22 protein-coding genes are annotated in these 18,281 nt (G+C 64.6%); 18 read left to right on the forward strand and 4 right to left on the reverse strand.

Annotated elements, in window-relative coordinates:
- The 6 genes from CK215_RS29110 to CK215_RS29135 all read left to right on the forward strand — a co-directional run.
- Window positions 1–333 (forward strand): transposase (locus CK215_RS29110; RefSeq protein WP_141245571.1); only part of this gene is annotated, 333 nt, incomplete at its 5' end.
- A gap of 266 nt (window positions 334–599) precedes the next feature.
- Window positions 600–1,841, forward strand: a complete 1,242-nt coding sequence (gene argJ, locus CK215_RS29115; protein ID WP_095832974.1) for a bifunctional glutamate N-acetyltransferase/amino-acid acetyltransferase ArgJ — start codon at window positions 600–602, stop codon at window positions 1,839–1,841.
- On the forward strand, window positions 1,841–2,620 hold the full coding sequence (locus tag CK215_RS29120; protein ID WP_170950431.1) for a GNAT family N-acetyltransferase: 780 nt from the start codon (window positions 1,841–1,843) through the stop codon (window positions 2,618–2,620). The genes argJ and CK215_RS29120 overlap by 1 nt, the downstream gene beginning before the upstream one ends.
- Entirely contained in the window at window positions 2,617–3,039 is a 423-nt protein-coding gene (locus tag CK215_RS29125) for a (deoxy)nucleoside triphosphate pyrophosphohydrolase (RefSeq protein WP_066990121.1), read from the forward strand. The genes CK215_RS29120 and CK215_RS29125 overlap by 4 nt, the downstream gene beginning before the upstream one ends.
- Window positions 3,040–3,193: 154 nt before the next feature.
- The gene (locus CK215_RS29130) at window positions 3,194–3,511 is read left to right on the forward strand and encodes a hypothetical protein (RefSeq protein ID WP_067319072.1); all 318 of its coding nucleotides are present in this window, start codon (window positions 3,194–3,196) and stop codon (window positions 3,509–3,511) included.
- Window positions 3,512–3,616: 105 nt separating this feature from the next.
- On the forward strand, window positions 3,617–3,805 hold the full coding sequence (locus CK215_RS29135) for a Flp family type IVb pilin (protein WP_082953632.1): 189 nt from the start codon (window positions 3,617–3,619) through the stop codon (window positions 3,803–3,805).
- A 29-nt stretch (window positions 3,806–3,834) separates the two neighbouring features.
- Here the strand turns inward: CK215_RS29135 and CK215_RS29140 are convergent, their stop codons facing one another.
- Window positions 3,835–4,707: a methyltransferase domain-containing protein gene (locus CK215_RS29140; protein ID WP_095832975.1), complete on the reverse strand. Its 873-nt coding sequence runs from the start codon at window positions 4,705–4,707 to the stop codon at window positions 3,835–3,837.
- 64 nt (window positions 4,708–4,771) lie between these two features.
- Between CK215_RS29140 and CK215_RS29145 the strand changes: the two genes are divergently transcribed.
- The 4 genes from CK215_RS29145 to CK215_RS29160 all read left to right on the forward strand — a co-directional run bounded on the left by CK215_RS29145 (window position 4,772) and on the right by CK215_RS29160 (window position 7,203).
- The gene (locus tag CK215_RS29145; RefSeq protein WP_095779390.1) at window positions 4,772–5,572 is read left to right on the forward strand and encodes a ComF family protein; all 801 of its coding nucleotides are present in this window, start codon (window positions 4,772–4,774) and stop codon (window positions 5,570–5,572) included.
- Between the two features lie 76 nt (window positions 5,573–5,648).
- Window positions 5,649–5,918: a glutaredoxin 3 gene (gene grxC / locus CK215_RS29150; protein WP_095779375.1), complete on the forward strand. Its 270-nt coding sequence runs from the start codon at window positions 5,649–5,651 to the stop codon at window positions 5,916–5,918.
- A 2-nt stretch (window positions 5,919–5,920) separates the two neighbouring features.
- The gene (locus CK215_RS29155) at window positions 5,921–6,781 is read left to right on the forward strand and encodes a carbon-nitrogen hydrolase family protein (RefSeq protein WP_095779376.1); all 861 of its coding nucleotides are present in this window, start codon (window positions 5,921–5,923) and stop codon (window positions 6,779–6,781) included.
- Window positions 6,778–7,203, forward strand: coding sequence for a DUF1178 family protein (locus tag CK215_RS29160; protein ID WP_066990107.1), 426 nt, complete (start codon window positions 6,778–6,780; stop codon window positions 7,201–7,203). The genes CK215_RS29155 and CK215_RS29160 overlap by 4 nt, the downstream gene beginning before the upstream one ends.
- Here CK215_RS29160 and CK215_RS29165 read toward each other — a convergent pair.
- The gene (locus CK215_RS29165) at window positions 7,166–7,681 is read right to left on the reverse strand and encodes a MarR family transcriptional regulator (protein ID WP_095832976.1); all 516 of its coding nucleotides are present in this window, start codon (window positions 7,679–7,681) and stop codon (window positions 7,166–7,168) included. The genes CK215_RS29160 and CK215_RS29165 overlap by 38 nt on opposite strands.
- A gap of 102 nt (window positions 7,682–7,783) precedes the next feature.
- Between CK215_RS29165 and CK215_RS29170 the strand changes: the two genes are divergently transcribed.
- On the forward strand, window positions 7,784–8,698 hold the full coding sequence (locus CK215_RS29170; protein WP_095832977.1) for a DMT family transporter: 915 nt from the start codon (window positions 7,784–7,786) through the stop codon (window positions 8,696–8,698).
- A gap of 15 nt (window positions 8,699–8,713) precedes the next feature.
- Here CK215_RS29170 and ubiG read toward each other — a convergent pair whose 3' ends face one another.
- The gene (ubiG, locus tag CK215_RS29175) at window positions 8,714–9,463 is read right to left on the reverse strand and encodes a bifunctional 2-polyprenyl-6-hydroxyphenol methylase/3-demethylubiquinol 3-O-methyltransferase UbiG (protein ID WP_095832988.1); all 750 of its coding nucleotides are present in this window, start codon (window positions 9,461–9,463) and stop codon (window positions 8,714–8,716) included.
- Window positions 9,464–9,590: 127 nt separating this feature from the next.
- Window positions 9,591–9,887, reverse strand: a complete 297-nt coding sequence (locus CK215_RS29180; RefSeq protein WP_170950432.1) for an antibiotic biosynthesis monooxygenase — start codon at window positions 9,885–9,887, stop codon at window positions 9,591–9,593.
- 217 nt (window positions 9,888–10,104) lie between these two features.
- On the opposite strand from CK215_RS29180, the gene CK215_RS29185 reads away from it, so the two are divergent.
- The 7 genes from CK215_RS29185 to CK215_RS29215 all read left to right on the forward strand — a co-directional run bounded on the left by CK215_RS29185 (window position 10,105) and on the right by CK215_RS29215 (window position 18,111).
- Entirely contained in the window at window positions 10,105–11,358 is a 1,254-nt protein-coding gene (locus CK215_RS29185) for an aspartate kinase (protein WP_066990093.1), read from the forward strand.
- Window positions 11,359–11,441: 83 nt separating this feature from the next.
- Window positions 11,442–13,712, forward strand: a complete 2,271-nt coding sequence (gene ptsP / locus CK215_RS29190; protein WP_095832979.1) for a phosphoenolpyruvate--protein phosphotransferase — start codon at window positions 11,442–11,444, stop codon at window positions 13,710–13,712.
- Window positions 13,713–13,849: 137 nt separating this feature from the next.
- On the forward strand, window positions 13,850–14,929 hold the full coding sequence (prfA, locus tag CK215_RS29195; protein WP_095832980.1) for a peptide chain release factor 1: 1,080 nt from the start codon (window positions 13,850–13,852) through the stop codon (window positions 14,927–14,929).
- Window positions 14,922–15,791 carry a peptide chain release factor N(5)-glutamine methyltransferase gene (prmC, locus tag CK215_RS29200; RefSeq protein WP_095779381.1) on the forward strand — a complete coding sequence of 290 codons (870 nt, stop codon included), beginning with the start codon at window positions 14,922–14,924 and terminating at the stop codon, window positions 15,789–15,791. The genes prfA and prmC overlap by 8 nt, the downstream gene beginning before the upstream one ends.
- A gap of 337 nt (window positions 15,792–16,128) precedes the next feature.
- Window positions 16,129–17,094, forward strand: a complete 966-nt coding sequence (locus tag CK215_RS29205) for a DUF4167 domain-containing protein (RefSeq protein WP_245418866.1) — start codon at window positions 16,129–16,131, stop codon at window positions 17,092–17,094.
- A 153-nt stretch (window positions 17,095–17,247) separates the two neighbouring features.
- Complete coding sequence (locus CK215_RS29210) at window positions 17,248–17,613, forward strand: helix-turn-helix domain-containing protein (protein WP_095832981.1); 366 nt, start codon at window positions 17,248–17,250, stop codon at window positions 17,611–17,613.
- 9 nt (window positions 17,614–17,622) lie between these two features.
- Window positions 17,623–18,111: an SRPBCC family protein gene (locus CK215_RS29215; RefSeq protein ID WP_095832982.1), complete on the forward strand. Its 489-nt coding sequence runs from the start codon at window positions 17,623–17,625 to the stop codon at window positions 18,109–18,111.
- Window positions 18,112–18,281 lie beyond the last annotated feature (170 nt).

The raw sequence follows: 18,281 nt of genomic DNA on the forward strand, positions 1-18,281 counted from the left end.
AGCGATCCGGCCATCTGCCGCGACTGTCCGCTGCTGGCCTCCTGCACCTCAAACGCCAAGGCCGAGCGCACCATCACACGCCATGTCTGGCAGGATCAACGCGAGCGCGTCGATGCCAACCGGCTCACGGCTTGGGGCAAGGCCATCTACCGGCGTCGCAAGGAGACGGTCGAGCGATCCTTCGCCGATGCCAAGCAGCTGTTCGGCCATCGCTACGCCCGCTTCCGAGGGCGAACCCGCGTCGCCTGCCAGTGCCTGATCGCAGCCGCCGCCCAGAACATGAAAAAGATCGCAATCAGCCTCTGGCCAAAGCCCAAACCGGTCCTCGCCTGAGGCCAAATCTGCGTCGGCGGCCTCCTGACATCCGCTCCCGCCACCAATTTCCCAAGCGCAATCAATCTGCAAAACAAAACCCCGCCGAAAATCGACGGGGTTCGTCAGCAGTCTGAGGGCGCCTTAGGGCGCCCTTTCGCATTTCAGGCGCGCGCTATGCCGCGCACCCCGAAAGAGCCCATGAAGCGCGGCCAGAACGCTCTTGCGCCAGCGCGCGCTATCGGGCAAACCGGCCTCCTATTTGCGTTCTGCCGCTCCGGGGTCCCATGTCCGCAACGATTTCGCCGCTCGCACCGAAGAAATATCCCAAGATGCCGGTCATCGAGGGCGTGCGCATCGCTACCGCCGAGGCCGGGATCAAATATCGCAATCGCACCGATCTGCTTGCCATGGTCTTCGATCCCGGCACGGCCGTCGCCGGTGTCTTCACCAAGTCGAAATGCCCCTCGGCGCCGGTCGACTACTGCCGCCAGAACCTGTCCGCCGGCAAGGCGCGCGTGCTGGTGGTGAATTCCGGCAATGCCAACGCCTTCACCGGCAAGAAAGGCCGCGCTTCGACGGCGTTGACCGGCGAGGCGGCGGCGAGGGCCGCCGGATGCTCCGAGAGCGAAGTGTTCCTGGCCTCGACCGGCGTCATCGGCGAGCCGCTCGACACCAACAAATTCAGCCATCTGCTCGCCGGCCTGGTGAAGGACGGCAAGCCGGACCTGTGGACCGAGGCGGCGAAGGCCATCATGACCACGGACACCTATCCGAAGGTGGCGACCCAGATGGTGAAGCTCGGCGACGCCGACGTCACCATTAACGGCATCGCCAAGGGCGCCGGCATGATCGCGCCCGATATGGCCACGATGCTCTCCTTCATCGCCACCGACGCGCCGATCGCAGCCCCGGTGCTGCAGGATCTGTTGTCGCGCGGCACGGCAAAGACCTTCAACGCGGTCACCGTCGACAGCGACACCTCGACCAGCGACACGCTGCTCTTCTTCGCCACCGGCAAGGCTGGTTCGCGCGGCGCGCCCCAGATCAGCGACCCGAAAGATGCGCGGCTCGGCGCCTTCCGCCGCGCACTCGGCAAGGTGCTGAAGTCGCTGGCGCTGCAGGTGGTGCGCGACGGCGAAGGCGCGCGCAAGCAGGTCGAGGTCACCGTCACCGGCGCCAAATCCGCGCGCTCGGCCAAGCGCGTCGCGCTTTCGATCGCCAACTCGCCGCTGGTCAAGACGGCGGTCGCCGGCGAGGACGCCAATTGGGGCCGCGTCGTCATGGCCGTCGGCAAGGCCGGCGAGCCTGCCGACCGCGACCGGCTGTCGATCTGGTTCGGCGACAACCGGCTGGCGCATGAGGGCGAGCGCGATCCGGCTTACTCGGAAGAAGCGACCTCGGCCTATATGAAGCGCGACGACATCCGCATCCGCGCCGACCTTGGCATCGGCCGCGGCAAGGCGACGGTGTGGACCTGCGACCTCACCAAGGAATATGTCGCCATCAATGGCGACTACCGGAGCTGATGGCACCGGTGTCGACGCATCCGGCAAGCGTGCTCGCGATCGCGCGCCGCTACGAGGCGGCGGGCTTTCGCGCCTGGCCGGCGGCGGCCGTTCACTATGACGGGACATGGCTGGTGCGGCTGACGGCGGGCCATCCGGCGAAGCGCCTGAATTCGGTCAATCCGCTCGATCCCGGCGACACGCATGCCATTGCCGAACGCATCGTGCGCGCCAGCCGTCGCTTCGAGGCTTACGGCCGGCCGCTGACCTTTCGTATGTCGCCGCTTTCGGGGCAGGTGCTGTCGACGCATCTCGACGATGCAGGCTGGAGCCGGTTCGACGAATCGGTGGTGATGCGTCTGCCGCTCAAGGAGGCGCAACTCGACGCCGCGATGGACCAGATTCCGCTGAAAGACATCAGCCGCTTCATCGGCGCGGCGATCAGGACGAACGGCTCGGACGCCTCGCTGCGAGCCGGCCTCTCGGAAGTCATCGGCGCAATCCAGCCTGAGGCGGGGCTGTTTGCGCTCGAGGACGGCAATGAGCCGCTGGCAACGCTGATCTGCGTCCACGACGGCGATCTCGCCGGCCTGTTCGAGGTGGCCACCGAAAAATCGGCGCGCAAAAAGGGCCATGGCCGCAACATCATCCTGTCGGCGCTGAAATGGGCCAGGCTGCGCGGCGCGCGCGAAGCCTGGCTGCAGGTGGAAGCCGGCAATGTTGCGGCGCTGTCGCTCTACCGGTCGCTCGGCTTCGAGGAAGTCTATCGCTACCATTATCGCCGGCGGCCGGACGCATGAGCGAGATCACGCCAGCCGGAAAGCGCCTGCTTCTTGTCGCGGCCTGCGCGCTGGTGGATGCCGACCGACGCGTGCTTCTGGCGCAGCGTCCCGAGGGCAAGCAGCTCGCCGGCCTTTGGGAGTTTCCGGGCGGCAAGGTCGAGCCAGGCGAGACGCCCGAGGAATGCCTGGTGCGCGAGCTGCATGAGGAGCTCGGTATCGAGACCGAGATCCCCTGCCTGGCGCCGCTCACCTTCGCCAGCCACAGCTATGACCATTTCCACCTGCTGATGCCGCTCTACATCTGCCGGCGCTTCCGCGGCATCGCGCAGCCGAGGGAAGGGCAGGGGCTGAAATGGGTCAGGCCGCGCCAGATGCGCGACTACCCGATGCCGCCGGCGGACGCGCCGCTGATCCAGTTCCTCATCGATCTCTTGTGATCGTCACAGCCGTTCAGCGTTTTCACCAAACGCAGTCCAAGCTGCCGTTTGCTCCGTCTGCTTTAAGCAGCGTTAATGGAAGATTTATCTCGACATGGAAAATTGACGCGAATCGTCCGCGTGGCGGCATGCCGATTTTGATTGGAGCCAATCCATGAGCCTCGACAGAGAATGGGACTCGATCCGGCCCGACCGCGCTTTCCGCGCCGCCGATGCCGGCATGGGTATCTTGCGGATCACCCTGCTTTTCGGGTCGGCCGCGGTGGCGCTGGCTCTGATCGCGACGCCTTTCCTGGACAGTCAGCTGCGTCCGCAGGGCGCGCGCGAGAGCTTGACCGGCGGACTCGACCTAAGCAGCACCGGTTCGATCGGTCGCCGCGATACCTACACCCTGCGGCGAAGCGTGCTGCAGCCGCTGCCAAGTTCCGTTTGCGTAATCCGCAACGATGGCAGCCGCTACGGCGAGTGCTAATTGGTTAATAAATTCAGCAAGAAACCACTATTTCACCGCCCGTTAAGCTTTTACCGTTAACCTTTCTTAACGGGTAGGCGCTATGGTTCCCGCCAAGAGGGATCGATGACCATGAAAAACCTGCTGCAGCAATTCATAGAAGATGAATCAGGCGCCACGGCCATCGAATACGGCCTGATCGTTGCCGTGCTGTCGCTTGTAATCGTCGGCGGCGTCGGCAAGGCCGCCGACGCGATCCAGTGGCTGTTCTCCGACAACAACAGCAGGCTTGCCAACGCCTTTGCCCAGCACTGACCGCATCGGTCAGACCGCGGCGCGCATGGTCAGTGCCCCGTCGGCTTCTCGAGGATCGTCTTCAGCGAGACCTTGGCCGAGCCACGCTTCAGCGGTTTCTGCTGTGAGGCATCGGGCGCCCAGCCGGACATCCACACAATCGAAAAGCTTGCCCGGATGCGGCCGTCCGGGTCAGAAAACCGATCGGCATAAATTTCGGCGGCGCGGGCGAACAGCCGCCGGGTGGCGGGACGCCGGCTGCGGTCCAAAAGCGGGCTGGTCTCGCCCATGGCGCGCAGGTCGGCGGCAAGCCCGAACAGCGAATCGTAGCGCACCGTGACCATCTCCACGTCGGCGACCGGCAGCGCCAGGCCGGCCCGCTGCAGCAGCGCGCCGGCGTCGCGCACATCGGTGAACGGCAGGACGCGAGGGCTCGCGCCACCGTAAAGCTCGGTCTCGGCGGCAAGCAGGCTCTCGCGCAACTCGGAAAGCGTGCCGGCACCGGCCAAAGCGCCGAGGAACAGCCCATCGGGCCTCAGCGCGCGGCGGATCTGCGCCAGCACGCCGGGGATGTCGTTCATCGCCTGCAGCGACAGCAGCGAGACGACAAGATCGAGGCTCTCCGCCTCGAACGGCACGGTCTCCGCCGGGGCGACCATGCCGGCTTCTCCGGCAAGGAAGGCACCGTCTGTTTCCACGCGCACTGTGTCGGCCACCTTGCCGCTGCCGGCGAGCACCCTGGCCGCAGCCGATGTCTGGCAAAACAGCGCCGCCGCCTTGCCGAATTTGCGCTCGACGGCGCCCAGCCGGTCGGCAAGGTCCTCGGCTGCCCGCCGCATCAGGAAATCGGCTCCGTCGACCGGGTGCATCAGCGCCCGGCGCTTGTGCGCAAGCCAGAGCTCCGTGTCGATCAAAGGCTGCAATGGGTTATTCCTGTTGTCGGCGCATGCCGGACCGATGCTATGGTGGCGCGGGGTTTCGCTTCACGTGGCCGATCCGGTGCGCAAGATCAAGACCATTGCGATGAAGGACATGGCGCGGCAGGCTCTGGGCTGGCCGGCGCGCCTGTTGTTTCCGCCGGTCTGTGCCGGCTGCCGCCGCCACGTCTCGCAGCCTGGCGTGCTGTGCGGCGCCTGCTGGCCGAAGCTTCGGCTGCTGGAGAAGCCTTGGTGTCCGGTTATGGGCACGCCGTTCACGCATGACATGGGCGACGGTTTTCTTTCCGCCGAAGCGATCGCCGATCCGCCGCCTTTCGAGCGGGCGCGGGCGGCGGTCGTCTATTCAGGGGTCGCGCGCCAGATGGTGCAAGGGCTGAAATACCAGGATCGCACCGATCTCGCGCCCTGGATGGCGCGCTGGATGATGCGCGCCGGCGCCGAACTGATCGCTGAAGCCGATGTCGTGGTCCCGGTGCCGCTGCATTGGCGACGCTTCTTCCGGCGGCAGTTCAACCAGTCGGCGGAGCTGGCACGGGCGGTTTCGAAGCTGAGCGGCCTGCCTTTCGCGCCGGCTGCGGTGAGGCGCGTAAAACTCACCCGCCAGCAGGTCGGGCTGGAGCGGCACGAACGCGAGGAGAATGTGCGCGCCGCCTTCCGCGTCCGGCCCGAGGCGGAAATCGAGATCGCCGGCCGAAGGGTGCTCGTCATCGACGACGTCTTCACCACCGGCGCCACGGTGCGGTCGGTGGCCAAGGCGCTGAAGAAAGGCGGCGCCGGAGCGGTCGACGTGCTGACCTTTGCCCGCGTCCTGCCGGGGGACTTCCGGGCCGATGAGTCTGCAACTATATAGGGCTTAAGTTGTTGTTTTGGTGCATGTCGCTTTCGCATAACCGTTGGGCGATGGGCACAGGCAGGATTGCTGATCGATGGTTGATGTGACGATCTATACCCGGATGATGTGCGGCTATTGCACCGCCGCCAAGCGGTTGCTCGAGCGCAAGGGTGTAGCCTATACCGAGCATGACGCGTCGTTCTCGCCGGAATTGCGCCAGGAAATGATTTCGCGGGCGCATGGGCGCACCACTTTTCCGCAGATTTTCATCGGCGACACGCATGTCGGCGGCTGCGACGACCTCCATGAATTGGAGTCCGAGGGCCGGCTGGACGTGTTGCTTGCCAACGGGGTGAGGGTTTGATCATGGGTGTTTTCAAGGCGGCGGCGGTGCAGATGCGTTCGGGCACCAGCCCGGAGCGCAACGCGGCTGATATGGAAAGGCTGGTCCGCGAGGCTGCACAGCAGGGCGCCACCTACGTGCAGACGCCGGAAATGACCGGCGCGCTCATCCGCGACAAGCAGGCGGGTGCCGCCGCTTTCACCAGCCAAGACAAGGACGTCGTCGTTTCGACGGCGCGGAAACTTGCGCAGGAACTCGGCATTTTCCTGCATGTCGGCTCGACGGCCATCCTGCGCGCCGACGGCAAGCTCGCCAACCGGGCGTTCCTGTTCGCGCCCGATGGCGCCATGATCGCCAATTACGACAAGATCCACATGTTCGATGTCGACCTCGACAACGGCGAGAGCTGGCGCGAATCCGCCTCTTACGAGCCGGGAACAGAGGGCGTCGTCACCGATATCAACGGCGTGAAGCTGGGCTTTGCCGTCTGCTACGACCTGCGCTTCCCGCAGCTATTCCGTGCCGAAGCGCTGGCGGGGGCCCAGGTGCTTTCGGTGCCTGCGGCCTTCACCCGCCAGACCGGCGAGGCGCACTGGCACGTGCTGCTCAGGGCACGCGCGATCGAGAACGGCACCTATCTCATCGCGGCCGCGCAGGGCGGCCTGCACGAGGACGGCCGCGAGACGTACGGCCATTCGCTGATCGTCGATCCGTGGGGACGCATCATCGCCGAGGCCGCGCATGATGAGCCCGCAGTGATCGTCGCCGAGATCGACCCGGCGCAGTCGGCTGCGGCGCGTCGCAAGATTCCCAATCTCAAGAACGCGCGGGATTTCACCGTCAATGCCGGCGAGGCGCCGCGTCTCAGGGGTGCAGCCTCTTGATCCGTTTTTCGCTCATCTGTGAACACGAGCACGAATTCGAAGCCTGGTTCCGCAGCAATGACGACTTTGGCACGCAGAAGAAACGCGGTTTCGTCGATTGCCCGATCTGCGGCTCGCACAAGGTCGAGAAGGCGCTGATGGCGCCGGCCGTCTCCACCTCACGCAAGCAGGAGAAGATGGCGCTGGCCATGGGCGACGCGCAGAAACAGGCGCTGGCACAGCTCAAGGCGCTCGCCGACAAGGTGCGCGAGAATGCCGACTATGTCGGCGACAAGTTCGCCGAGGAAGCGCGCAAGATCCATTTCGGCGAGACCGATCCGCGCGGCATCTATGGCGAGGCCACGCCGGACGAGGCGAAAAGCCTCGCCGAGGACGGCGTCGAATTCATGCCGATCCCGAGCTTTCCGGAGGACCGGAACTAAGAGTTCCGATCAGCTTTTTCAGCAGTGTCGCGAGCATTTTCCGGTCCTCTGGCGCCAAACCGGCGAGGATTTCATGCTCATTCGCGACGTGGGCGGTAAGGGCCTCATCGATGAGTTCGAGGCCTTTCGAGGTGAGTTGCACCACAACGCCGCGGCGATCGCTGGGATGCGGCGCGCGCTGGATCAGGCCCGCCTTTTCCAGCCGGTCGAGCCGGGCGGTCATTGCTCCGGAGGTCACCATCGTCGCCTCGTAGAGCTCGGTCGGCGTCAGCGCGTGAGGCGCGCCGGAGCGGCGAAGCGTGGCCAACACGTCGAATTCGCCCTGCTGCAGGCCGAAACGGGCGAAGAGCGGCGCGAGCCGGTCGCGCGCGATCAGCGAAGACGCTTCGTTCAGTCGCCCGATCACTCCCATCGGCGAGACGTCGAGGTCCGGCCGTTCCTTGCGCCATTGCTCCATCGCTTTTGCCGCACGGTCCATGTGCCTCACCGTAAAGTATCTTGACATTGAGAATCTTTACGCTATATTATCCCAAGTTGGAGCGGCCGCCAAGCTTGGCCGCGTAGCCACAGGATCACGCAGATGAAATTGCTCTGGGACTCCGCACTGGGTCTTCTGATCGTCACCGGCGGATTGCTCGGCATGACGCTCCCCTTCGGCAAGCTGGCAACGGCGGCCGGTGTCCCGGCAATGGTCTGGGCTTTCGTGATCTCGTTCGGTGCCGGCGGCGTGTTGCTGATAACGCTTCTGCTGCTCGGTCAGCGCATCCGGCTCACGGCGCACAAGTTGCGCTATTTCTTCATCACCGCAGCCATTTCCTACGCCTTTCCCAACTTGCTGATGTTCTCGGCCATCCCGCATCTCGGCGCGGGTTACACGGGCATCATGTTCACGCTGTCGCCGGTCATCACGCTGGTGTTCTCGATCCTGCTTTGCGTGCGGCGACCGAACCTGCTCGGCGTCATCGGCATTATCGTTGGTTTTATCGGTGCGGTGATGGTCGCGCTGACGCGTGGGGAGGCCGGCCAGCCGGCCGAATATTTCTGGGTGGCGGTCGGCCTTCTCATCCCCGTCAGCCTCGCCGCCGGCAACATCTACCGCACCATCGACTGGCCCGAGGACACCGGTCCGATCGAGCTCGCCGTCGGCAGCCATCTGGCGTCGGCAACCTTGCTTCTCATCGGCAACCTGACGCTGCTCGGCTGGCAGGCATTTGCTCCGCTCGGCGGCGTGCCGCTGGTGGTCGCCGCCCAGGTGGCGTCGGCATCGGCGATGTTTGCCTTCTTCTTCCGGCTGCAGGCGGTCGGCGGGCCGGTCTATCTTAGCCAGATCGGCTATGTGGCGGCGGCGGTCGGGCTCTTTGCCGGCACGATCTTCCTCCGCGAGCATTATCAGCTGCAGACCTGGCTGGGCGCGGCCATCATCACCGCCGGCGTGCTCATCACCACCAAGGCTCAGAGCCAGCCAAGCCAGAAGCTGCAAAGGCAGGCGGCGTAAACGCTTCGTTGGCCCTCAGACCGAGGCTTTTTCGGCCAGCACCATGTAGTTGACGTCCATGTCCCTGGATTTCTGCCAGCGGTCGGCCAACGGATGATAGATCACACCGGTCCGGTCGACGATGGTCAGCCCCGCCGCGCCAAGCGCCTTTGCCAACTCCTCCGGCCGCACCAGCTTGCCGAACTGATGCGTGCCGCGCGGCAGCCAGCGCAGCACATACTCGGCGCCGATGATGGCAAGGCCAAGCGCCTTCAGCGTGCGGTTGATGGTGGCGACGAACATGATGCCGCCGGGCCGGACCATCTCACTGCATTTGGCGACGAAGAGATCGACATCGGCGACATGCTCGACCACCTCCATGTTGAGGATAACGTCGAATGTCTCGCCGGCGGCGGCCAGCGCCTCGGCCGTGGTGGCGCGATAGTCGACAGTGACGCCGACCTCGGCTGCGTGCAGCTTGGCGACCTCGATGTTGGTGGCCGAGGCGTCGGCACCGACCACTTCCGCGCCAAGCCGCGCCATCGGTTCGCATAAGAGCCCGCCGCCGCAGCCGATGTCGAGGAAGCGCAGTCCCTCGAATGGCCTTGCCGCGCGCGGATCGCGGCCGAAGCGCGCCGCCACCTGGTCGCGGATATAGGCAAGCCGCACAGGGTTGAACTTGTGCAGCGGCCGGAACTTGCCGTTCGGGTTCCACCATTCGGCGGCAAGGGCGGAGAAGCGTTCGACTTCTCCGGCATCTATGGTCGATCGGCGGGGCTCAGGCATGGGGCGGGTCTCCTCGAACGCCAGCAAGTCGGGGAACGCTAGGAAGTCGGGTCCCCGGCAGCGAAAGTCAAGGCAGGTTTTTTCCGTTGCCGCCAACCAGCCGCAGCGAGACGAGGGACGGTCGAACCTAGGCCGACAGCGCGACCGCGGCATGACTCATGGCCACGCTGGCCGGCTCGATCGCCCGCATGGCCTCGCAATCGCCGATCTCGGCCATGATGCGCTGTGCCGCCGCCTGAGCCTGTTCAAGGCTTTGCCAGCGCACGACGTCGACCCAGCTTCCGTCCTCGCGCTCGCCAAGATGGCGGCTGAGAAAACCGGGCTGGTGCGCCAGCCAGTCGGTAACGACGCCATTTTGGGCAACAAAACCAGCCGCAGCATCCGGCTTGAGGCGGAAGGTCACGATCTCCAGCGTCTCGATCATGAATTCCTCCATCGAATTTGCCAAGTTTATCGCATTGCGCGGCTGGAATCCGCCAGGAGACTTCAAAATCGCGCCAAGGCCGCTTCTCCTGCGCCCTCGCTTGCGAAGCCTTGCTGTTTTAGCTAAGGAGGCCGCGCATTTCCTCGGCTCGGCTGGTCCGGGCGCAGTTTCCGTTTTCCGGCCCCAAGCCGGCTTCAGTCAAAGGCATCTCGCTTCCATGGCGCGCATTGTGATGAAATTCGGCGGAACTTCGGTCGCCGACATCGCCCGCATCCGCAATGTGGCGCGCCATGTGAAACGCGAGGTCGATGCCGGCCATGAGGTCGCCGTGGTGGTTTCGGCCATGGCCGGCAAGACCAACGAGCTGGTCGGCTGGACGCGCGAGGCCTCGCCCATGCACGACGCGCGCGAATATGACGCCGTTGTCGCCTCCGGTGAGCAGGTCACGGCCGGCCTGTTGGCGATAACCCTGCAGAACATGGGTGTCCATGCCCGTTCCTGGCAGGGCTGGCAGATCCCGATCAAGACCGACAACGCCCATGGCGCGGCGCGCATCCTCGACATCGACGGCGCGTTCTTGATCAAGCGCTTCGGCGAGAGCCAGGTGGCGGTCATCGCCGGCTTCCAGGGCATCGGCCCGGACAACCGCATCTCGACCCTCGGCCGCGGCGGCTCCGACACCAGTGCCGTGGCGATCGCGGCCGCGGTCAAGGCCGACCGTTGCGACATCTACACCGATGTCGACGGCGTCTACACGACTGATCCGCGCATCGAGCCGAAAGCCCGGCGGTTGGCCAAGATTTCGTTCGAGGAAATGCTCGAAATGGCCTCGCTCGGCGCCAAGGTGCTGCAGGTACGGTCGGTGGAGCTTGCCATGGTGCACAGGGTGCGTACCTTTGTGCGGTCGTCCTTCGACGATCCCGACGCGCCCGGAATGGGGGATTTGCTCAATCCGCCCGGAACGCTTATTTGCGACGAGGAAGAGATCGTGGAACAGCAGGTCGTCACCGGAATTGCCTATGCCAAGGACGAAGCGCAGATCTCGCTGCGCCGCGTCGGCGACCGCCCAGGCGTCGCCGCCGGCATCTTCGGCCCGCTGGCCGAGGCCAACATCAATGTCGATATGATCGTCCAGAACATCTCCGAGGACGGCAAATTCACCGACATGACCTTCACGGTACCGTCGGGCGACATCGACAAGGCGCTGGCAGTGCTCGAGCGGCTGAAGGCCGATGTCGGCTACGACGTCGTGCAGTCGGAAGCCGGCATGTCGAAGGTCTCGGTCATCGGTATCGGCATGCGAAGCCATGCCGGCGTCGCGGCCACCGCCTTCAAGGCGCTGGCCGATAAAGCGATCAATATCCGGGCGATCACCACCTCCGAGATCAAAATCTCGATACTGATCGACGGTCCCTATACGGAACTTGCAGTTCGTACTTTGCATTCCGTCTACGGGCTCGATAAGCAATAGCAAGAACTGAGTCCGTTATTGCGTGAGCGCCGGCCGCGGCGGAAGCTACGGCGGGCAACGTGCCCATTGGAGAAGAAGCCGCGATGCGTGACATGGCCGGTGGCCCGCGCGTTCTGCTGAGACGGCTCCGCGAGCTCATGCAGGAGCCGCTGGAGCCGCAGGAGCGGCTCGACCGTATCGTGCGCGACATCGCCTCCAACATGGTCGCCGAGGTGTGCTCGCTCTATGTGCTGCGCGCCGATTCGGTGCTGGAGCTCTACGCCACCGAAGGTCTGAACCCCACCGCCGTCCATTTGGCGCAGTTGAGGCTCGGGCAAGGCCTGGTCGGCACCATCGCCGCCAGCGCGCGGCCGCTCAATCTCTCCAACGCGCAGGAGCATCCGGCCTTCGCCTACCTGCCGGAGACGGGCGAAGAGATCTACAATTCCTTCCTCGGCGTGCCGGTGCTGCGGGCAGGGCGAACGCTGGGCGTCCTGGTGGTGCAGAACAAGACCATGCGCCACTATCGCGACGACGAGGTCGAGGCGCTGGAAACGACGGCGATGGTGATCGCCGAGATGGTCGCCACCGGCGATCTTGCCCGTCTCACCCGGCCGGGGCTCGAACTTGACCTGCGCCGTCCGGCAAGCTTCACCGGTCTTGCCTTCAACGAAGGCGTCGGGCTTGGCCATGTCGTGCTGCACGAGCCGCGCATCGTCGTCACCAACCTGTTCAACGAGGACAGCGAGGAGGAGGTGCGTCGCCTCGACCGTTCGCTCGGCTCGCTGAGGCTGTCGATCGACGACATGCTCGAGCGCCGGGACGTCGCTTTCGAGGGTGAGCATCGAGAGGTGCTCGAGGCGTATCGCATGTTCGCCAACGACCGCGGCTGGGTGCGCCGGCTGGAAGAGGCGATCCGCAACGGCCTGACTGCGGAAGCGGCAGTCGAGAAGGTGCAGAGCGACATGCGCGCACGCATGCTGCACATGACGGACCCCTATCTGCGCGAGCGCATGAGCGACTTCGACGATCTCGCCAACCGGCTCTTGCGCCAGCTGATGGGGCGCGGTCCGGAGGATGTCGCGGCCTCGCTGCCAAAGGATGCCATCATCGTCGCCCGCTCGATGGGTGCGGCCGAACTGCTCGACTATCCGAGGGACAAGCTGCGCGGCCTGGTGCTGGAGGACGGCGCCGCCACCAGCCATGTCGTCATCGTCGCGCGCGCCATGGGCATTCCGGTCGCAGGCCAGGTCAAGGGCGCCGTCTCCATGGCGGAGAACGGCGATGCCATCATCGTCGACGGCGAGGAAGGCACCATTCACCTGCGGCCGCAGTCCGACCTCGAGGCCGCCTATGCCGAAAAGGTCCGCTTCCGAGCTCGGCGGCAGGAAATCTATCGCGAACTGCGCAAGAAGCCGTCGCTGACCAAGGACGGCGTCCCCGTCGATCTCCTGATGAATGCCGGCCTTGCCGTCGACCTGCCGCAGCTTTCAGAATCGGGAGCGGCCGGCATCGGCCTGTTCCGCACCGAATTGCAGTTCATGGTGGCCTCGACCTTTCCGCGCGCCGAGGCGCAGGAGCGGCTCTATCGCGATGTGCTCGAGGCGGCGCGCGGCAAGCCGGTCACCTTCCGTACCATCGATATCGGCGGCGACAAGGTGCTGCCCTATTTCAAGGGCGCGGTGCAAGAGGAAAACCCGGCACTCGGCTGGCGGGCGATCCGCCTCACTCTCGACCGCCCCGGTCTCCTCAGGACACAGATCCGCGCGCTGCTCAAGGCCTGTGGCGGGCGTGAGCTGAAGCTGATGCTGCCAATGGTGACGGAACTGTCGGAAATCGCGCAGGCGCGCGAGATCATCGACCGCGAAGTCCGGCACCTGTCGCGTTTTGCGCATCATTTGCCGACGAGCCTCAAGCTCGGCGCGATGCTGGAGGTGCCGTCGCTGCTGTTCCAACTCGACGAATTGATGAAGGCGGTCGACTTCGTCTCGGTCGGTTCCAACGACCTCTTCCAGTTCGTCATGGCAGTGGACCGCGGCAACACGCAGCTTGCCGACCGTTTCGACACGCTGTCGGCGCCGTTCCTGCGCGTGCTGAAGCAGATCGCCGACGCCGGCGCGCGCAACCATACGCCGGTGACGCTGTGCGGCGAGTTGGCGGGCAAGCCAATCTCGGCGATGGCGCTGATCGGCGTCGGCTTCCGCTCGATCTCGATGTCGCCGGCCTCGATCGGCCCGGTCAAGGCGATGCTGACTGAACTGCCGCTGCAGGAGCTGGAAGCCTTCTTCCAGGACAATCTGATGGCCCCCGCCCAAGGAACGCCAATGCGGGCGCTGCTGCAAGCCTTTGCCGACGACCGCTCCATTCCGCTCTAGATTCACGTGAGGGCGGTCTGAATGTCGATTTTCTGCGCTTCCGGTGCTCATGTACCTAAATGTACATTCCGCTCCGGTTCTCGAAATTCGCCAGTTTCGACTCGTCCTGACGTGAAGTCCACCGAAGTCCCAAGCCCATGATCAACCTGCCCCGCGACCGCATGGACCAAGTCGTCAAGCGTTTCGACATGCTCGAAGCGCAGATGTCGGCAGGGCCGTCGGCCGATGCCTATGTCAAAATGGCTTCCGAATATGCCGAGATCCAGGAGATGGTGGGCAAGATCCGGGCGTTGCGCGCCGCCGAGCAGGAACAGGCCGACCTCGAGGCGATGCTCGCCGACAAGAACATCGATGCCGAGATGCGGGCGCTGGCCGAGGCCGACCTGCCGGAGGTTAAGGAGCGCATCGAGGTGCTGCAGAAGGATATCCAGATTCTGCTCCTGCCCAAGGATGCCGCCGACGACAGGAACGCCATCCTCGAAATCCGCGCCGGCACCGGCGGCGACGAGGCGGCCCTGTTCGCCGGCGATCTGTTTCGCATGTATGAGCGCTACGCCGCCTCGCGCGGCTGGCGTTTCGAGGTCGTTTCGGCGAGCGAAGGCGAAGTCGGCGGCTACAAGGAAATCATCGCCTCGGTGTCGGGCAAGGGCGTGTTCGCGCAGCTGAAATTCGAATCCGGCGTGCATCGCGTGCAGCGCGTGCCGGAAACCGAGGCCGGCGGGCGGATCCATACCTCGGCGGCGACGGTCGCCGTACTGCCCGAGGCCGAGGAGGTCGATATCGATATCCGGGGAGAGGACATCCGCATCGACACCATGCGCGCGTCCGGCTCCGGCGGGCAGCACGTCAACACCACCGATTCGGCGGTGCGCATCACGCATCTGCCGACGGGCATCATGGTGGTGCAGGCGGAAAAGTCGCAGCACCAGAACCGGGCGCGGGCCATGCAGATTTTACGGGCGCGGCTCTATGACCTGGAGCGCAGCCGCGCGGACGAGGAGCGCTCGTCGTCGCGAAAATCGCAGGTCGGCTCGGGCGACCGCTCGGAGCGCATCCGCACCTATAATTTCCCGCAGGGACGCGTCACCGACCACCGCATCAACCTCACCCTTTACAAGCTCGACCGGGTGATGATGGGCGAGCTCGACGAGGTGATCGACGCGCTGATCGCCGACCATCAGTCGAAGCTGCTCGCCGACATGGGTATTGATGGCTGATCCTTTGCCCTCGGCACTTCGACCGCTGCTGCGCGCGGCGAGGGAGCGGCTCGCTGCCGCCGGCATTGCCGATCCGGCGCTCGATTCCAGGCTGATCGTCGAGCATTTTTCCGAAACCACGCGCACCCAGGCTATCGCGGAGCCGGGCCGAACGGTGGATTCTGCGGCTCTTGCGGCAATCGAGGCGGCCCTGAGGCGTCGCGTCGCAGGTGAGCCGGTGCATCGCATTCTCGGCTATCGCGAGTTCTATGGGCTGCGGCTGTCGCTGTCGCCGGACACGCTGGAGCCGCGCCCCGATACCGAGACGCTGGTCGACGCGATCCTGCCCTTCGCCAAGTCGACGGCCGAAAGGCTTGGCCAGTGCCGTCTTCTCGATCTCGGCACCGGAACCGGTGCAATCGCGCTGGCGCTGCTCAGCGCGATTCCGGCCGCGACCGCGACCGGCGTTGATATTTCGCCCGGCGCGCTGGCGACCGCCACGCGAAACGCCGCGGATCTGGGGCTCGGCGGGCGCTTCAAGGCCTTGCATTCCAACTGGTTCGAAAAAGTTTCGGGCCGATACCATTTAATTGCCGCGAATCCACCCTATATACCCAGTCGAGACATTGGAAATCTGCAGGACGAGGTCCGCGATTTCGATCCACGCCAGGCCCTTGATGGCGGTGTGGACGGGCTGATCCCCTATAGGATCATCGCCGGAGAGGCGGAAGGATTTCTGGAAGCGCAAGGCAAGGTAGCGGTCGAGATCGGCCATACGCAGCAAAGCGAGGTGACCGCGATCTTCGCGGCAGCCGGCTACAGGCTGCCGGAGGCGCGACGCGATCTCGGCGGAAACGACAGGGTTCTGGTGTTTGAGCGTTGAAACCCCTGATGCAGTGCGAAAAAACGCTTGGCAATATTAGGGAATGCAGCTAGGTTCCGGCTTAACCGGATGAGACGAAGCAGGCAGTGCTCTTAGCGATTCGGTTTTCCTTGGAAATAGCTGCCTCCTTGCGCAAACGACGCCCATGCTTCGTGCGGGAATCGTCCGGCAAGTGATGTAACCGGAACAGGATGGCACGTGGCGCCAACGCAATCGATGCGGGCGAACGCCGGTGAAAAAACGAAACGGTCGGCTGCATGAGCGCCACCGTTCGCGACGAGTTTTAGAAAATTCACATGAAGAGAGTCGAATGAGGCCACAACAGCAGAACAGGCGCATGCGCGGTCGCAACAACAATGGCGGCGGTGGCAACAACAACCGCAAGGGGCCCAATCCCCTGACGCGCAACTATGAGAGCAACGGTCCGGACGTGAAGATCCGCGGATCGGCTCAGCAGATCGCCGAAAAATATGCCGCACTCGCCCGTGACGCGCAAAGCTCCGGCGACCGGGTGATGGCGGAGAACTATCTCCAGCACGCCGAGCACTACAATCGCATCATCGCGGCCGCGCAGGCGCAGATGCCCATCCAGAACGCCCAGCAGAACCGCGACGACTTCGATGACGACGTCGATGAGGATCGCGACGAGTTCGACACGGTCGGCAACGCAAATGCCGGCGAGTCGCAGGCCGCCGCGAACGGTTCCGGGCCGCAGCCGGTGATCGAAGGCACGCCGGCGGAACTCGCCTACAACCAGGAAAACGGCCGCGACAACAACCGGCGCGACAATAATGGTCGTGACAGACACCGCGACCGCCGCAATGGCGGCTATGGCCAGTACGGTCAGAATGGTCAGCGCGGCGACAATGGTCAGCGAGAGCGCAGCGAACATGGCGGCCAGCAGATCGATCAGAGCCGCCGCAATGAGGCGCAGGCCAAGCCGGAGGGCTCCGCCGAAGACGGCGTTGCGGCCGAGCAGGCTCCGCTGTTCGACAGCTTCTCGCCTGCGGGCCTTGCCGCCCAGGCCGAGCGCAACGAAGCCGGCACGGACAATGGCGGTGGGCGTCGGCAGAGACGTCCACGTCGCGGTCGCGGCAATGCCGAGCAGGGCCATAGCGCCGAGCAGGGCAATGCCGATGAAAGCAATGCCGGCCGGGCGGACAGCGCCGCCGATGGCGGCAACGTCGCGGACAGCGGCAGCGCGACTGCCGCCAAAGAGGCAAATGCAGCGCCGAGCGAGAACGGCGCCGGTGAGCCGGCAGGCGGCGCCGGCGAGCCGGCAGTCGCCGACGCAGATAGCTGACCGCAGGTCTATTTCCAGGCAATTCGAACGGCGGAGAGGTTTCTCCGCCGTTTTTCGTTGTGCGTGCCTAAAGCACGTCGCCTGAATCCGTTTCAGCGCGACGCGCTTTCGTTTCCTTGCATGGCGGTAATTTGTGCGCTAATACTGAACCATATGGTTCAGTATATCAGGACCCGCCTCGATGCTTCATTCGCCGCGCTCTCGGATGCGACCCGACGCGGCGTGCTGGAGCAGCTCGGCCGTGCGGACGCTTCGATCACGGAACTGGCCGAGAAGTTCCACATGACCCTCACGGGCATGAAGAAGCACGTCGGTGTCTTGGAGCAAGCGGGGCTCGTCAGCACGGAAAAGATCGGGCGTGTGCGGACCTGCAAGCTCGGCCTGCGCGGGCTGGAGCAAGAGGCGGCATGGATCGAGAGGTACCGCCAGCTCTGGGACGCACGCTTCGACGGGTTGGACAAGGTGGTCGAGGAACTGAAACGAAAGGAGAAGGTCGATGGACGCAAGCAAAGGGAGTGAGCCACACCGATGCAGAACCGCACGACTGTGGAACGGACGTCGGACCGCGAGCTCGTCGTCACGCGAACCTTCAACGCTCCGGCGCGCATCGTGTTCGAGGCGTGGACCAAGCCTGAGCTGTTCAAGCAGTGGTGGGCGCCGAAGTCGATGGGAATGGTGCTGCGTTCCTGCGAGATGGATGTCCGTGTCGGGGGCAGGTACCGTTTGGCGTTCGGCCACGATGGCTCAAACCTTGACGAGTTCTTCGGCAGGTACATCGAAGTGACACCGCACTCGCGCCTCGTCTGGACCAATGAGGAAGGCGGTGAGGGTGGACCCGTCACGACGGTGACCTTCGAGGAAAAAGGTGGCAAGACGCTGCTGGTCCTGCACGAGCTCTATCCCTCGAAGGAGGCTCTCGACGCTGCCGGCACCGGTGCGGCGGAGGCGATGGGCGAGACGTTCGGGCAACTGGACGAGCTTCTCGTCACCCTGGGCGCGAGCGGTGGACGATCATGAAGCCGTCGATGTCGCGCGTCACGCAGCCGCAGCATTTAAGCCCTTGTTTTAATGCCTAATATTCGCCCAAAACCGCTGCGCGCTTCGGGCGACCAGGCCCTAGAATATTCTGCGCTGACCGAGATCAGGGCGTCTTGAGAGACCTGAGCTAATACACCATATCTCGGCTG

Source organism: Mesorhizobium sp. WSM3864, assembly GCF_002294955.1.
In the GTDB taxonomy this organism is placed as follows: Bacteria; Pseudomonadota; Alphaproteobacteria; order Rhizobiales; family Rhizobiaceae; genus Mesorhizobium.